17 protein-coding genes are annotated in these 15,357 nt (G+C 36.8%); 12 read left to right on the top strand and 5 right to left on the bottom strand.

Annotated elements, in window-relative coordinates:
- Positions 1–19: 19 nt before the first annotated feature.
- The 3 genes from RE471_RS03060 to tnpA (RE471_RS03050) all read right to left on the bottom strand — a co-directional run bounded on the left by RE471_RS03060 (position 20) and on the right by tnpA (RE471_RS03050) (position 1,431).
- Entirely contained in the window at positions 20–553 is a 534-nt protein-coding gene (locus RE471_RS03060) for a transposase (protein WP_309215315.1), read from the bottom strand.
- Positions 554–766: 213 nt separating this feature from the next.
- Entirely contained in the window at positions 767–1,021 is a 255-nt protein-coding gene (locus tag RE471_RS03055; RefSeq protein WP_309215314.1) for a hypothetical protein, read from the bottom strand.
- Positions 1,018–1,431, bottom strand: a complete 414-nt coding sequence (tnpA, locus tag RE471_RS03050) for an IS200/IS605 family transposase (RefSeq protein WP_309215313.1) — start codon at positions 1,429–1,431, stop codon at positions 1,018–1,020. Before tnpA (RE471_RS03050) ends, RE471_RS03055 begins: the two co-directional genes overlap by 4 nt.
- 149 nt (positions 1,432–1,580) lie before the next feature.
- On the opposite strand from tnpA (RE471_RS03050), the gene RE471_RS03045 reads away from it, so the two are divergent.
- Positions 1,581–2,474 carry a glycosyltransferase gene (locus RE471_RS03045; RefSeq protein ID WP_309215312.1) on the top strand — a complete coding sequence of 298 codons (894 nt, stop codon included), beginning with the start codon at positions 1,581–1,583 and terminating at the stop codon, positions 2,472–2,474.
- Positions 2,471–2,821 carry a DUF3850 domain-containing protein gene (locus RE471_RS03040; protein ID WP_309215311.1) on the top strand — a complete coding sequence of 117 codons (351 nt, stop codon included), beginning with the start codon at positions 2,471–2,473 and terminating at the stop codon, positions 2,819–2,821. Before RE471_RS03045 ends, RE471_RS03040 begins: the two co-directional genes overlap by 4 nt.
- 316 nt (positions 2,822–3,137) lie before the next feature.
- Here the strand turns inward: RE471_RS03040 and RE471_RS03035 are convergent, their stop codons facing one another.
- Positions 3,138–4,034 (bottom strand): site-specific DNA-methyltransferase, encoded by an 897-nt coding sequence (locus tag RE471_RS03035; protein WP_309215309.1) that lies wholly within the window; start codon positions 4,032–4,034, stop codon positions 3,138–3,140.
- Complete coding sequence (locus tag RE471_RS03030; protein ID WP_309215308.1) at positions 4,034–5,524, bottom strand: phospholipase D-like domain-containing protein; 1,491 nt, start codon at positions 5,522–5,524, stop codon at positions 4,034–4,036. The genes RE471_RS03035 and RE471_RS03030 overlap by 1 nt, the downstream gene beginning before the upstream one ends.
- Positions 5,525–5,916: 392 nt before the next feature.
- Here RE471_RS03030 and tnpA (RE471_RS03025) point away from each other — a divergent pair, with 392 nt between their 5' ends.
- The 10 genes from tnpA (RE471_RS03025) (at position 5,917) to RE471_RS02980 (ending at position 15,355) form a co-directional block, all read left to right on the top strand.
- Positions 5,917–6,330: an IS200/IS605 family transposase gene (tnpA, locus tag RE471_RS03025; RefSeq protein ID WP_309215307.1), complete on the top strand. Its 414-nt coding sequence runs from the start codon at positions 5,917–5,919 to the stop codon at positions 6,328–6,330.
- Positions 6,327–7,712, top strand: coding sequence for a transposase (locus RE471_RS03020; RefSeq protein WP_309215306.1), 1,386 nt, complete (start codon positions 6,327–6,329; stop codon positions 7,710–7,712). Before tnpA (RE471_RS03025) ends, RE471_RS03020 begins: the two co-directional genes overlap by 4 nt.
- 69 nt (positions 7,713–7,781) lie before the next feature.
- The gene (locus RE471_RS03015; protein ID WP_309215305.1) at positions 7,782–8,120 is read left to right on the top strand and encodes a hypothetical protein; all 339 of its coding nucleotides are present in this window, start codon (positions 7,782–7,784) and stop codon (positions 8,118–8,120) included.
- Positions 8,117–8,401 carry a hypothetical protein gene (locus tag RE471_RS03010; protein WP_309215304.1) on the top strand — a complete coding sequence of 95 codons (285 nt, stop codon included), beginning with the start codon at positions 8,117–8,119 and terminating at the stop codon, positions 8,399–8,401. Before RE471_RS03015 ends, RE471_RS03010 begins: the two co-directional genes overlap by 4 nt.
- Positions 8,402–8,470: 69 nt before the next feature.
- On the top strand, positions 8,471–9,607 hold the full coding sequence (locus RE471_RS03005; RefSeq protein ID WP_309215303.1) for a hypothetical protein: 1,137 nt from the start codon (positions 8,471–8,473) through the stop codon (positions 9,605–9,607).
- Between the two features lies 1 nt (position 9,608).
- Positions 9,609–9,920, top strand: a complete 312-nt coding sequence (locus RE471_RS03000) for a hypothetical protein (protein ID WP_309215302.1) — start codon at positions 9,609–9,611, stop codon at positions 9,918–9,920.
- Positions 9,917–10,189, top strand: a complete 273-nt coding sequence (locus RE471_RS02995; protein ID WP_309215301.1) for a hypothetical protein — start codon at positions 9,917–9,919, stop codon at positions 10,187–10,189. Before RE471_RS03000 ends, RE471_RS02995 begins: the two co-directional genes overlap by 4 nt.
- Entirely contained in the window at positions 10,186–10,527 is a 342-nt protein-coding gene (locus tag RE471_RS02990; RefSeq protein ID WP_309215300.1) for a hypothetical protein, read from the top strand. Before RE471_RS02995 ends, RE471_RS02990 begins: the two co-directional genes overlap by 4 nt.
- Positions 10,528–10,577: 50 nt before the next feature.
- Positions 10,578–15,221: a PKD domain-containing protein gene (locus tag RE471_RS02985; protein ID WP_309215299.1), complete on the top strand. Its 4,644-nt coding sequence runs from the start codon at positions 10,578–10,580 to the stop codon at positions 15,219–15,221.
- Positions 15,218–15,355: a hypothetical protein gene (locus RE471_RS02980; RefSeq protein WP_309215298.1), complete on the top strand. Its 138-nt coding sequence runs from the start codon at positions 15,218–15,220 to the stop codon at positions 15,353–15,355. Before RE471_RS02985 ends, RE471_RS02980 begins: the two co-directional genes overlap by 4 nt.
- Positions 15,356–15,357 lie beyond the last annotated feature (2 nt).

Here is a 15,357-nt window from a genome sequence, read left to right as displayed (position 1 = left end):
TCACTCATAACGTTGCCTCTCAAGGGATATCAGTGTTCCCTTTGCACGCATCACTGTCTACATGCAATCGATCTATGCCTTTCTCAAATGCTGGACGCAACGCTATGTTGAATGAAGCGTTGGCATCGGCATGATCAACGTGCCCACACTGCGAACACTCAAAACTCTTACCTGAACGGTTGCCTATCTGCCTACATCTCGAACAGTCTTTCGATGTATTATATGGGTCAACATAGACAACGGGTATTCCAAGTAGTCTGGCTTTGTATTCTATCATCTGTTCGAGCTGATAGAATGACCAGCTATTCAGGGAATACCTGAAATTCCTGCCCGATTTTGCTTTCCTTATGCCTTTTAGGTATTCGAGCTTGATTCCCATTCCATTCTGTTTTGCTTCCTGCACTATTTTTTTCGAGACCTTGTTATTGATATCTTTCTCTATTCTACTTTCTCTTCTCTTTGTCTTCTTCACCTTCCTGTATTTACCACGCTTCTGAAGATTCCTTCTAATGCTCTTATATTTCTTATGAACATGTTCAAGCTTGTTTTCCAAGTTTTAACACTTTGCCTGTTTTGGGGTTGCCTACTACGGCAATATGACTCGTGGCGTTCCGATCAATGCCAAGGTAACCGACCGGTTCGATCATGGCTTTCTCTGGAATTAATACCGAAACGTATGCAAAATCCCTGTCCAGTTCAATCTGGCTTATTTTCTCAAAATCGTTCCTGAAATAATAGCCCAGTTCCAGTCCAAGCGAAGTTATTGTTATTGTCCTGTTTCTATGATCGAACTTAATCCCTGTGCAGGTACTGTGAGTTTTACCGATTTGACCTTTTTTGCACGAAAGTTCCTGCTGTATTTCCGGAGAATCTGGTTGGCTATAACGGATTTAAGTCCAAACTGCTTGACATTCTTTGAGGAGAGTGTTCTGTGCTCTATTGCATACTGTGCTACCTGTTTCGCTTTATTCAGTTCATCGGAGAAATCCCTGTTATGCTTAATTTTAAATGTTAATATCATACCCCTTTCTGCTCCTCTATGTATTTTTTTACAACCTCAAGTGTTACTGCACCCACGGAAGAAATGAATTTCGAATGTGTCCACAGGGTTGGAAGCTTTCTCTTAAGTTCTGGGAACTCATTTCGCAGGACGAACGAACTGTACCCCTTAATCTGATTGACAACGTGATATACACCACACTTTGGATTGATGTCTATCAAGAGATGTACATGATCGGGCATAACTTCCATTTCAAGTATCTTGTACTGGTATTCATCCTGCTTCTCCATAATTAGCTCTTTTAGTCTCAGATCGATGCCATCCTTCAGGACGCTTCTTCTGTATTTGGGACAAAATATTACATGGTATTGACAACTGTACACCATATGCGACTCATGATGATATTCCTTTTCCTTATTACTTATTTCCATCTATCAAATATGATATACTATTCTTGTTAAAATACTTATCGCAATTCATCTCCTCTCTAAAGATCGGAGCTTTCTTGCTCATAAATTTGTAATTTTAACCCCTGAAATCGTTTATATAAACACAAAAAATAAAAATGAGGTAATAAAAAATGAATAAAATAAGTGTAGTTTTGATGGTTTACAACAGGAAGGAATATTACAGAGAGGCACTGGACAGCCTCAAAGAACAGACAGACAAGGATTTCGATGTGGTTATAGTCTCCAATATCGAAATAGAATATGATTTATCTACATTCAGGAATGTGCTGATTATCCCTGCACCTGTGGATATTCATGAAGAGTATATAGATGGAAAAGCCCCAAGCAATCTTCTCGAATCATATATTTACGGCCTGCATGTATGCAGTGGGGAAGTGGCCGCCTTCATGGACGATGATGACAGATTCATTCCAGAGAAGGTTGCATATCTCAAGCAGAAGAATATCGAAGGATATTACCACAACGATTATTTCGACTTCGGCTCACAAGAGCCACATAATAATGGCAGGGGATTCAACGCTTCCTGCATAGCAGTCAATAAATCAGCATATAAGGAGATATTGGCGTTCGTGGAAGAGCATCCCCTTCTCGGCTACATGCCCGATTCAGCAATATACTGGTATGCCCTTGAACATAATCTGCCTGTCCTAATAGATGATACGAAATTAACTTATTACAGGCACAAACCATTGAAAAAAATGTATTCCAACCTCCTTGATTCTCTGAATAGCCGGATGTCTGCACTGGGTGAAGCCGAAAAAGCATTCAAATCGGATGAGGTTAAGGACATTATCAGGGAAGGCAAAATCCAGAACCAACTCTATCTCAATACGCTGGGGCATTATCGCCATATACCTATCACTGATATGCTCTGGCTGATGAAGAGGCCTGTAATAAGCAAGGGGAAAAAGCTCATGTCGTATTTTCTCTCATTCCCTGTCTGGCGTGGAATTGGATTGAAGCTCATGGCTAATTTCAGGGCAACGAAGGAGGTGGAAAAATGATTCTGGAGCTTAAGATCCTTCCGGAGTATTTCAACGCAATAAAATCCGGTCAAAAGACCTTCGAAATTAGATTCAATGACCGTAACTATCGTCCAGGAGATGTTTTACTCCTCAAAGAATGGAATGGCATTTTCAGCGGGAAAGAAATATTTGTAAGAATAACTTACATAATTGATAATTTTGACGGGATAAAACCAGGCTTTGTGATTATGTCCATAAAGAAAATCAAAAAGAAAATTTATATATCTTATTGCGACAAATATTCCACAAATTCTTATATATTTCTTCTTTACATAGTTCCGATTATGCTTTTAAATTCTTGCCTTAAAATTATAAGACATCCATAGTCTAAAACCGGTTAAATGTAATCTGATTATATACGGTCATACGCTTCGAGAATGCCATTATTTTAATCGAAATATGGTTCATGGTAGAATTATGCCTTACGGTTAAGAATCAACTATAAATTTCCACTTTTAATTTTACATAAACACATAAATGATAAACTGCCTATGGTTGATATGCCTTAAACGATGCCAGAATGCCATTATTTTAATTCAAATTGATATCAATGCATAATTATGTCATTCATACCTTTTACGTTAAATATGGCACAAAAACAATATTTTTATACATGGTAATCTCAAAACCAATTTTTTAACTTCAATGTGATACTAAGTTATCATCCGACTCTTCATTAAATAAAAAACCTTCGTCAATTCTTTTTTCCTTTGAATGCCATATTTTATCAAGGTTCTCAGTAAAAATATAGTCCTTGCGGTATTTCTCTATGTTATCGCTATTTTTTAATTTGCTCAATCTATTATTTATCGCTTCAACGTTTTTAGGGTCAATTTCTACCCCTAGATACCGTCTCGATAATTGTTTTGCAACTATTAACGTTGTTCCAGTTCCAGCAAAGGGGTCAAAAACCAAATCTTCATCATTAGTAGAAGATAAAATTATCCTTAACAATAGGGCTATGGGAGCCTGTTGTTTGTGGAATCTCTCTCCATTTTCCATTCTTAACGCTTCATCACCTGCAAAATATCCAGAAGTTAACTCTCTTATATCATCCCATACATCGGTAACATACATTCCATTTTTCCTTTCATATTTCTCTGTTACCAGTAGTGGCGGGTTTATCCTCAGTTTGTTAAAAACTCTTGGCTTGTTTCCCTTAGTAGCAAATACTATTACCTGGTAGTGCAATCCAAATCTATTATTCTGTGGAACGGCGGACGATTTCTTTTTCCATATTATTAGATTTTGATATGTCCACCCTGCTTTTTCAAGAACGTCCATAACATGCTTTGCATTTTTCTCTCTCTGCATAAAATATATTGCTCCGCCATCAGAGGTTCTATTGTAGATTAATTTACAAACTCTCTGCATGAATGCCCAGTACTCATCTTCCGGCAGATTGTCATCGGCACTTCTGTAATCCTTACCCTGGTTGAAAGGCGGGTCTAAAAACGATAAGTCTATCTTAAGATTTCCTTTCCTGGTCTTTTCCAGGTATTTTATGCAGTTTCCCTCTATTATGGCATTCTCATTCATCATAATTCACCCAGCAATGTTTTCAGGTCCAATTTGAAAAACTCATCTTCTTTTGTTATCAGTTTAAATTGCAATAGCTTATCAAGTATGCTTCCAGTATCAATTATGGAATATATTTCAGATATTTTTTCCTTAAGCTCCGGTGCAGTATGTTTCCTATCAGATAAATAATAAAGAACCATTGCACACAAAAAATCAGAAGTTTCAACAATCGGTTTTCTTTTGTTAAATTTTGTAACCAGTATTGAAGCGTATTTGCCTATCTGGTAAAGATTTCTTTTTAATTTTATATCGCTCTTTACAATCACATGGCTAAATAAATTCTTTACATTCTTATCCGGCTTTACACCATATACGGCAAATATTGATACTGCGTAATTTTCTTCCTTTTCAGATAAGTAATTTACCAGTGGAATAGAATTGTTAAAAATTTCATCATAATCTGCTTTAGCTTCTGCAATGGCGTTTTTATTAGACTCAACAAGTATGGTCTCTGTGTTTGCTCTCCATAGAGCCTTAGTGCCGGCAAATCCCAGATTCATTTTATTGAGATTTACGGAGCTAACAACGAGTCTCTTCTCCGTAATTAAAAGTTTTGCATGAAGGGGGTGTTTTGGTTTAACCATCTCTATGCCATTTGCCAGCAATCTTGGGTACAGCTCTCTAATCTTTACATCGAAGTCCTGGCTTTCACTTCCAGTGAGTATTTTTATCTTTTTCCCCTGTATAGAATTAGCAATTAAAAATGGCATTATATCAGTGTCTGTAAAGCTCTCTGTGGATATGTAAACATATTCGGTTGCTTCCGTTATTATCATTTCCCAGAGTTTTCTCGCCATGCATTGAATAGGAGAAATGTAAAGCCTATTTTCAATATCTGTAATGTTTCCACACATTTCTACAGGATAATCCCGAATCCAGTGTGATGCAACATCCGGTTCGGATATGCTCTTGGGTGCAGTGAATAGTTTTTCCTTATCTGGATATGCCGTTTGATTTACCATGTTCTTTATGCCATCTCTTCCAAATAAATCCAGCAAAAACTCAAACTCCTTATTGAATTCGTTTATTTTCTCCTGTTCCCTGTATAATAGCATGGCATCTAATTCTGACTCTTCTGTGAGGTTGGCAGAAAGAGATATTGCCACACTTTCGGTTACTAAAATTTTGCCATGTAAAGAATACCATCTACCCACTGCAGTTGTTGTTCTCTGGGGATCACCTATCCCCCATTTTGAAAAATATACTATTGCTCCATCTGCCTTTATTCTCTCAATCCTTTTCTTTACCCTTTCTCTAACGTTCTCATTGATACTATCATATGGCAGAGTAAGAATTTCCACTGAAATACCATTTTCTAAAGCATACTCAATAGCATCATATACAGTATCATTATGAATTTGAAAAATGGCTATTCTAACGTATTTCTTTGCATCCTTAATCTTTTGAACGACGGTCTCGATTACACCCATGTTAAACATAAATTCCATATACTATCCCTCTCGTATGGCAGCATATGTTAGTTAAATATTTATCTTGCCTATATTTGATATTCATTAACTATTTATTTGCCCACTAAAATAGTATGATTCTATATTACATAAAAGTAACTATGAGATAAACGTTAAATCTATTTTTTGTTTTTAAAATGATTAGTAATTACAAATCTATCTACCAGAAAGAAAGCCACTGAGTTTACGACGTGGATGAATTTCTGGAATTGTTAAATATTCAATAATTAGTTAATATTTAAACAATTTTCAAATCCTATGAATGGCATATTTTTTAAAACAACAATAAATTAAATATTTTTAAGATAATTATAACAGAGAGCCATATATAGCAAATGTTATATAATAATATTATATACTTTATTTGATATATGGAAATAACACAGTATAAGAAAGAATACAGAGCATACGATCATCTGGTGTTTTCATGCCAGTATCATGTGATATTCACACCTAAATACAGAAGAAAGGTGTTAATAAACGGTATAGATGAAAGGCTGAAGGAACTCATAAGGGAAAAAGAGGAAGACTACGGATATAAAGTGATTGAAATGGAAGTGATGCCAGATCATGTGCATTTATTGATCGATCTAAAACCTAGAATAGATGTTATAAGATGTGTTAATTTAATAAAAGGCTCCACATCACATATATTGAGAAATGAATTTCCAGAATTGAGAAGAAAAATACCAACATTATGGACAAGGTCAAAATTTATAGCAAGTGTTGGTGCAGTAACACTTGAAGTGGTTGAAAAATACATAGAGGAACAGAAGAAAGTATGATAGAAACAAAGAGAAATAAAATTAAAAATTCATTAAGAATAACAAGAGAAAGAAGAAAAACGCAGGATGTAATAATACTTAAACTAAAAATAGACAATGATAAATTAAATAATAATACTATAAAGGCATTAAACACAATTTTTTTAGAAGCTAAATGGCTATATAATTATATTTTAGACAAAGAATTCAACAATGATATTTTTAATATAGACCCTAAAATAAAGAATGTAAATGTATATGTAAAAGACCATTATGAAACAAGGGAATTAACATATTTATCATCACAGATGAAGGAGGAAATTATTAACAGGGCAATGGACAATATAAGAGGCCTCCATAAATTAAAAGAGAATGGCTTTAAAGTTGGAAAATTGAAATTTAAATCATTTATAACATCAATACCATTGAATCAATATACTATAACATATAAAATAATAAATAATAATTATATTAAAATACAGGGCATAAAGCAGTTATTAAAAGTAAATGGATTAGATAATTTAGAATGCTATTATGAACCGGCAAGTGCATTGTTAATCAATAAAAACAGTGATTATTATATCAACATAACAGCATACAAAAACAAATACATTTTAGAAAAACCTGTTAATAATCAAAAAATAATATCATTTGACTTAGGAATAAAGAACCAGTTGACATGCTCTAATGGCTCAATATTAAACTATAATATACCAAAATCCAAAAAAGAAATAAGATTGCAGAGGTCATTATCAAGAAAAGCTGAATATGTGGAAGGTTCTAAGAATAAACTCAGTAAAAAACAATCCAAGAACTATTATAAAAATAAAAACAGATTAAACAAAGAACAGAATAAGACAAAAAACAAAAGAAAAGATACTATAAACAAAATAGTCCATTATCTGACATCTAATTATGATATAGTAATAACACAGAACGACAATATATCCGGATGGAAGCATCTCTTTGGCAAAAGGATAGAATCTACAGGTATAGGTGGGATAATAGATGCACTTAAACATAAGGCATCAACACTTATACTTATAGATCGTTTCATTCCTACAACAAAGGAATGTTCTAATTGCCATAATAAATATAATATAAAATTGGATGAAAGAATATATAAATGCCCTAATTGTGGTTTTATTATAGATAGGGATTATAATTCTGCATTGAATATGATTTATTATGGAATAATAAAATTAAATGAATTATTAAAAATTAAAAATAGAAAATTAAATAATTATTTTAAGAAATATAATATAAATTTAAATGTACCTATGGAGCGTAGGGAACTAACGCCTGTGGAGATTATTGCCTCTGGCTTTGAAGGGCTTAATATAAGCCCCTATGTGAAGTTAAGCATGGTCAATGAAGCAGGAAGCCTCTATGCTTTAGCATGAGGTAGTTCACCATCTGACTCATTGCCAAGAATGCAGGCAGATACGTAAGGATTATGAGGATGATCACAAATGACATCACGACGTACCTGGAAGATAAGGGAGGGAAAGATAGCAAAAGACTTCGGGACAAAGAGGAATCCGTTATCCGGATCAATGTCAGGCCACTCATCATCTGATTCATTGTCAGATACATTTTACTTAGAATCAAAGTTAAGGGCGAATCCTCCAGGTTGGAATTTATTCCTTGACACAAGGGACAAAGCGAAAAAAGAGAAGAAAATCCCCATAGTTATCCTATCAAAGAAGCACCAGAAGGACAAGATCGCAATGGTGGATTATGATTTTCTTCTTGAATTGTTGAGCAAATCAGGATATTTGAAAGAAAATTTGGAGGAGGTAAAAAGATGAAAGAAAAGATAAAAATACCAATTATGTGCGAACTTGATGATATAGATTTAGAGCTTTTATCGGTTCTTAAGAAGTCCGGTGCGCCTCTTTCAATCCACCAGATTAAAGTTATTTTAAGATTCCACCATATAGAAATTTCATCAATGAAGATATGGGTAAGGCTTTCAAATTTATTTATTCTGGGCCTGGTTAAGAAAGATGAAAAGGGCAACGTTTACGAATATTATGTTGATTCTGATGAACTTGAAAGTTTAAATAAAATTCTTACACATATTATGTAGACTATTTATATACCCTGCCTTGCAATCCTGCTTTTATTTATTTTTATTTTGCTTATAATATTGAGCATAATGGTTAAGACAAAATTAATAAAAAATAAGAAGCATTCAAAGCGCTGGGCAACAATTACAGCAGGTTTATTCCTGTTTTTCCTGCTCTTGATTACATTTTTATCACGCCCGGTTCTGTCGAAGGTTCACGGAGAATTTTTAATCTCACAGGGAATTTTATTCCCTGCTGTTGTCATGAGTGCGGTTTTCTGGGCATTAATTGAACTCTTTACACCTCCGGGAAGGACATACACCGATTTATTGGTCAGGTATATTCCCGCTTTGATCATTGGATTGATAGTCGGCGGTGCACTCGGTTATTTCTTCAACTTCGGCGAGCTTGTAATAGTTCCTGCTTATAATGGCAATATAGATGCAATATTCTTTTTGATAATCGCATTTTTATCAGGAACTGGAATCATAGCCGATGCGGTCTGGGAGCACGATAAAGGATTTTTAGGCCAGCACGGAGCACACATAAAAAAGACAAATTACAATGAATCAGGAAAATCAAAGGGCCGTAGGCTCATAATTGTATCAATCATACTCTTTGTATTCATATTCATAGCACCTTTTATCGGTTCATCAATAGGCCATGACCTTGTATCAATTCATGATAATAATGAGGTTTTGTCCTCATCATCCGGCGTTGTCTATGTTTACACAAATTCAGGAGCGGTCCCATTTGCGGTTTCGAATAATACAGCAACATACGATGCAAACTCATCAACAGTTCACATTGTTTCAGGAATGACACTAGCACAGATGAACCAGTATGCTGTTTCCCATATTGAACTGAAAACATCATTTTCGAAATATAATCTAACACTAGGAACCGGAACAGACTCCTCTTTTTCACCTCTTGCCGAATTCCATGTGAATTCAACATCGTTCAATATCCCAATATCAGAATCATATTTAACAGGCAACCAGAGCAATCATTTGGTATTAAAAATCCAGACACCTGTAATAGAATCAGAATCGATTTCAATAATGGCATACGGGGATTCATCCGCAGGATCCCTGTTCGGCCCTGCTGTTCTCCTTGATGGAACATACATAGTCGGTGGAATTATAGCAGGGTTATCAACAATCTTCGGGCTTGGTTTTGTCGATATAGATATATCGAGGATAAAGCCTAAAAGGAGGGTGAACTAAAATGATATTAATATTTATTGCATTTGCATCGCTTGGGCTTACGGATCTGTTTAAGGGGATAATATCTCTTTTGCTCAAATTCCTGGGCGTTATAATGTCAGGAATATCAGGGATGTTCGTTGTTATCTTCGGCGGCCTTGGAAATTCCGTTGTGATAATGCTTCAGAGCTTTGGCTTTTCAACAGCGCAGTACGGAATTCTCGGTCCTATGGTCTTCGTTGCAGGCCTGGGCGGTGCTTTTCTGGTCGGCTACTTATTCCTTGTGCCAACAAGGGCAGAGGAGGATGTGGTTCAGGCTGAAGATGACATATGAGAATGATAAATTTTTCAATTTTATCAACAATCCTCTCGATTTTTGTATCTGCCCTGGCCCAGTTCCTCTCAATTATAGAGGGGAACATCACATATTTAATGAATTATACGGCATACCAGATTTATTTCTTAGAGTATTCCTGGGCCTCATCATTCCACGGCATCTGGGGGCCTGTAATATTCTTCGCATCATCAGGTGCGGCCATGATTGGCATATATGCAATATTTGATCTGACAAGCGGTGCGCATGTTGTGGAGGAATCATTATGATATTATCATATCTAATAGTATGGTTTAGTTTATCCGAGTTAAATCCACTTAACTGGGGGAAGGATTTAAAAAACTCATTCATAAAAAATTTTGAGAATGCTTTCTTTTATTTCCTATCATTATTATTAGAGGAAATTTTATCAGCATTTTCAGCACTATTCGGATTATTTGATAGTGGATATATGCAGGTAGTTTCATCAATAGTATATTCTGTTTCATTGTTAGGGCCTGCGTCCTTCCCTATATTCATTGTGATTCTTACAGCAATATTTGCCGGATTGTTCCTCCTTCTCGGATTGGTAAAGGATGCGCCTGTTGTAGGTGCAATTGTCGGGTGATTTAAATAATTAATAAGAAAAAAACAATAGCATATACATTCGTTGCGATAATGATTATTAGTGCATTCGCAGGCATAGCTTCTATAATCCCATCAAATGGGTCAAACACTAATATTCATATTACCAGTGCAGACGGCTCTGGCTCATCTGAAACAGTCAGTGCCACAATACTATCTAGTAGGCTTGAGAACAAGGCAACAGGCTCTGTCCCCCATTCAACCTACGATGTTGGGCAGCAAATTACATTCAGTCTGTCTTTTACTGGTTCTGGAACTGCCTATCTCTATGTTGATGGCTCACAAGTTACATCAACAGGTGGAAGTGTAACATATTCATGTTCTCCATCATCTACTGGGACAATATCATGGTATGTTGAGCTTCAAACTTCATCAGGAAGCACAAAAGACTCCTCAACAGATGACATTACAGTAAACTCAGACCCATCAGTATCCGTATCATCTTCACAGAGCCCTGTGGATGCTGGCCAGTCTGTATCATTTACCTCAACCGTCTCAGGTGGCACAGGTTCGTATAGTTATTCATGGACAATTTATGATGGTAACTCAAGATCGGATTCCGTACTGGAAACAAACACATCATCATCATTCTCATATTCCTTCTCCCTCTCCTCATCCGGGTCTTATCTGGTTTATCTTACTGTTACTGATGGTTCAGGCTATTCATCATCGGCATCATTGACGCAGGCAGTAGACCCTGAACTGACCATATCCATATCGGCAACCCACAATCCAAGCGATGTGGGCCAGGATATAACCTTTGACACCTCTGTTTCAGGTGGCAGCGGCGATTATACCTCATACTCATATGTACTCTATGACGGCACATCGACATCGGATTCACAATTAACCTCGGGATCAACATCATCATTTTCATATACTTTTGATTCAACAGGCTCTTTTCTCCTTGACTATTCAGTTACCGATAGCAATGGATATACAGCATCGACATCACTGGCAGAAACAGTAAATCCTGATACCACAGTGGGAATATCAAGCTCACAGAACCCAACGGATGCTGGAAAAACGGTAGAATTTAAATCAAGTGTATCAGGAGGCACTCCTCCAGATAACTATACATGGACTGCAAATGGAAATACGTACTATTCAAAAGATATCAACGTAACATTTTCATCATCGGGTTCATATACAATAGACCTTACAGTTCGTGATGCTGCAGATTACTCGGTATCCACATCAATGTCAGAGACCGTTAATAGCGATCCTGTTGTTTCAGCCTCATCAAATGTATCCAGTGCGGATGTGAATTATCCGATAGAATTCTGTTCAACGCCAAGCGGAGGAACCGGACCATATAATGAATCCTGGGCCCTGAATGGAAATGTAATATCGACATCGCAGGATTTCTCGCATTCATTTTCATCATCGGGGTCATACACTTTAACTGTAACCGTGACAGATGGTGTTGGTGTTACATCATCGGCATCGGTAACTGTGACAATAAACCCGAATCCATCCGTTACGATATATTCAAGCCAGAACCCAACAGATTCCGGAAATTCTGTTACATTCACCTCATCGGTATCGGGCGGTACAGGAGCAGATACGTATAACTGGACAGTGAACGGTGTTCAGGAATCCACAGCGTCATCATTTCCCTATTCATTTTCAACTTCTGGAGTGTATTATGTAAACCTCACTGTAACCGATAGCGACGGTCATACAGCATTTTCTTCTTTAAAGGAAACTGTAAATCCTGATCCTTCAGTATCAATAAAGGTAATTCATAACCCAACAGATGCATATGTATGGGCAAATTTCTCCGCAGTAATATCAGGAGGTACCGGCCCATATAACAAGACATGGACCATAAACGGAGAAAATTTCTATTCTGATTATGTGAATTATACCTTTACATCCCCAGGAACCTTTACGGTTTCACTAAAAATAACTGATGCAAATGGAAATACCGCATCCGCATCAGTAAGTGAGGTTGTAAATCCTGATCCCAGTGCCAAAATAAATTCCGAATTCAATCCTGTTGACCAGGGAGTTAATGACACATTGACAGCAGTAATATCAGGAGGTACCGGCCCATATAATACAACATGGTCTGAGGGCTCAGAAATCCTAAATTATTCCTCTTCCTTCCATATGGCTTTTTCCAGCACGGGAACATATGTTATAAACCTCACCGTTGTTGACTCACTTGGGGAATCATATAAAACATCAATATCTATAAAGGTCATTGAAAAACCATCTGCACTTATAGAAGGGCCTAATGAAACAGATGTTTCCACAGAGACATACTGGGAGGCCTTCGGCTCATTCGGTACTGCCCCATATGATGATTACTGGTATATTAATGGTGTTAATACAAGCTCGGGCCTGTATTTAGAATATGCTTTCCCAAATACCGGGAAATTCAATATTACCCTTCTTATAGTTGATAGCCAGGGTGCAAAGGCCTATACTTATCTTAATGTAACTGTAAACCCTCTTCCAAAGGTCTCCATATCAGTATCATCATCCACTACAGATACCGGTCTCCCAGTGGCGATATCCGGAATTGTGTCAGGCGGGACAGGCCCATTTAATTATTCGATTTCAGTCTCATCAATAGGCATAGTGGGTTACTCCAGTTCACTGGATTATGAATTCCCCTCAGGACAGTATAATATTACAATAACAGTTTACGATGCAGACGGCAACAGTGCCCATGCATCTATCTCAATAATAGTAAATTCACTTCCTTCCGTATCGATAACTTCAAAATATCCAAATATAGATGTAAACACCACAGACGTCTTCAATGCAACAATTTCAGGTGGCACGGCGCCATATGTAAAGGCTTTATGGTATATCAACAATTCATACCTTGAAAACGGGACGTCAATATCATACTCATTTTCATCACCAGGAGTGTACTCTTTAAAAATAATAATATATGATTCATTGAATGTATCGGCATCAAATATAATAGATATAACTGTTGTAAAATATCCCGAATCATCGATAATAGCATCGCATAAAAATATAGATGCACATGTCCCAGATTCATTCAGGGCCGAGACCTCTGGAGGAATAGGCCCCTACAAAGATGAATTCCTGATAGCCGGACATATATTTTACAATTCATCAATACCATATTCATTTACAACTCCTGGAACTTATACTGTTGAGTTAATAGTTTCAGATTATTTTGGCAAGGATGCAAATTCATATATAAACATAACCGTTTATCCAGATCCAGAAATAGATGTTTACTGGAACGGGACGCCAACAGTATCAGAGGGTTTCAAATTATACTCAAATGTAACTGGGGGCATAGGTCCGTACTCTGTATCCTGGATATTTTCTGACCAGGACGAGTCAGGATTTAATGTATCCCATATATTTTCATTGTCAGGACCCAACACCTTCGAGGTGAAACTATCTGATTCGTCAGGCTACACTGTAACAAAGAATTACACAATATATGTGAATTTATATGTCTCAATAGCGGCTAATACCACAAGAGGCCTTGGTCCACTATCAGTCCAGTTTTCATCCAGTGTTTTAGGCGGCTCAGATTATTCATTCAACTGGACGTTCTCTGCCGGGCATTACTCACTCGAACAGAACCCGCTTTATACATTCCCGGCAGGAAATTATACGGTGCATTTCACAGTGACATCGGCAAACGGTGCGAAAGGCTATGCCAATATATCAATATTCAGCCTTCCACCTCCAGTATCAATAACTTACAGTACTGACAGGAATATAACTCAGTATTTCTATTTCAACGCCACAGCAAACTGGGACGCAAAATCTCCCTTCAATATGACATGGTTTATGCCAAATGGCCAGAACATTAATGGAATAGATATAAAATACAAATTCCCCGTTTACAATGAATTTAACACAATTGTGGCCACATTTTCCTACAGCAATAAAACCTACACTGAAACATTCACAGTAAGAATGATACCGGCAATTCCGTCGATAACATTCAATCCGTCCAGGGAAATAGCAACAGGCACGCTTTTGATACTTAATGCAACTGTAACAGATCCGGATAGCAGTTCCTTCACATATCTATTTAATGTGAATGGAACAGATTATCCAGGAAATGATGCCCAGGTATTATTCAACAATCCAGGAACATATCCTGTAATTTTGACCGTTACTGATTCCCTGGGGGCATCAGCATCTGTTGAGAGGAATATAACAGTGTTAACTCCGGGCCATTCATCAACGATAACAATATCTATATCAAAAGCAACATCAGGGCCTTATATAGACTTTTCAGTGCATGTCCAATCCCTAGTTCCGGTATCATACGCAGAGGCCTATATAGACAATTCACTTGTTGATATGAATCTTGTAAAGGGCAACTCAACAAACGGATATTATAATATATCGGTTGATCAGCGTGATTATTCCGCAGGCCTTTATTCAATGAAAATAGTTGTCTTCAATTCAAATGGTGGAAGCAACTCAGCAAGCACACAATTTTCAGTGTCATCCCAGTATGCAAAATCCTCGTTTAATCTAATAGCATTTTTCGGGGGCATAGATGATTTCATAACGATAATCCTGACAATAGCAGGAATAATCATAACATACCTGGTTGCAAGGCCCAAGCCCACAGACATAGATATAGATGGAACAACCCTCGTCGGCAGGCCAGGAAAGCCACTTGTATTGAAAAAAGGAAAGAAGGTGAAAAAGTGAATGGAAAAATAGTTGGAAAAATAAATGAAAAAAGAAAGCCAGGGTACCTTTACTACGTAAAGGGTGAGAACGTGATAAGGAAGCCCATGAGTTGGAATTCTCATAGGGCTAAAAGTAAAAAGGTGAAAAGGTGAAA

Origin of the sequence: Ferroplasma sp., assembly GCF_031200575.1 — an archaeon.
Taxonomy (GTDB): domain Archaea; phylum Thermoplasmatota; class Thermoplasmata; order Thermoplasmatales; family Thermoplasmataceae; genus Ferroplasma.
Note: the sequence above shows the minus strand (reverse complement) of the source record. Positions and strands in the feature narration are given on the sequence as shown.

What these genes read in the sequence shown, in the direction of transcription:
- RE471_RS03055 (WP_309215314.1), bottom strand. Translation starts at nt 1,021, where the DNA reads ATGATATTAACATTTAAAATTAAGCATAACAGGGATTTCTCCGATGAA.
- tnpA (WP_309215313.1), bottom strand. Translation starts at nt 1,431, where the DNA reads ATGGAAATAAGTAATAAGGAAAAGGAATATCATCATGAGTCGCATATG.
- RE471_RS03045 (WP_309215312.1), top strand. Translation starts at nt 1,581, where the DNA reads ATGAATAAAATAAGTGTAGTTTTGATGGTTTACAACAGGAAGGAATAT.
- RE471_RS03040 (WP_309215311.1), top strand. Translation starts at nt 2,471, where the DNA reads ATGATTCTGGAGCTTAAGATCCTTCCGGAGTATTTCAACGCAATAAAA.
- RE471_RS03035 (WP_309215309.1), bottom strand. Translation starts at nt 4,034, where the DNA reads ATGAATGAGAATGCCATAATAGAGGGAAACTGCATAAAATACCTGGAA.
- RE471_RS03030 (WP_309215308.1), bottom strand. Translation starts at nt 5,524, where the DNA reads ATGGAATTTATGTTTAACATGGGTGTAATCGAGACCGTCGTTCAAAAG.
- tnpA (WP_309215307.1), top strand. Translation starts at nt 5,917, where the DNA reads ATGGAAATAACACAGTATAAGAAAGAATACAGAGCATACGATCATCTG.
- RE471_RS03020 (WP_309215306.1), top strand. Translation starts at nt 6,327, where the DNA reads ATGATAGAAACAAAGAGAAATAAAATTAAAAATTCATTAAGAATAACA.
- RE471_RS03015 (WP_309215305.1), top strand. Translation starts at nt 7,782, where the DNA reads ATGACATCACGACGTACCTGGAAGATAAGGGAGGGAAAGATAGCAAAA.
- RE471_RS03010 (WP_309215304.1), top strand. Translation starts at nt 8,117, where the DNA reads ATGAAAGAAAAGATAAAAATACCAATTATGTGCGAACTTGATGATATA.
- RE471_RS03005 (WP_309215303.1), top strand. Translation starts at nt 8,471, where the DNA reads ATGGTTAAGACAAAATTAATAAAAAATAAGAAGCATTCAAAGCGCTGG.
- RE471_RS03000 (WP_309215302.1), top strand. Translation starts at nt 9,609, where the DNA reads ATGATATTAATATTTATTGCATTTGCATCGCTTGGGCTTACGGATCTG.
- RE471_RS02995 (WP_309215301.1), top strand. Translation starts at nt 9,917, where the DNA reads ATGAGAATGATAAATTTTTCAATTTTATCAACAATCCTCTCGATTTTT.
- RE471_RS02990 (WP_309215300.1), top strand. Translation starts at nt 10,186, where the DNA reads ATGATATTATCATATCTAATAGTATGGTTTAGTTTATCCGAGTTAAAT.
- RE471_RS02985 (WP_309215299.1), top strand. Translation starts at nt 10,578, where the DNA reads ATGATTATTAGTGCATTCGCAGGCATAGCTTCTATAATCCCATCAAAT.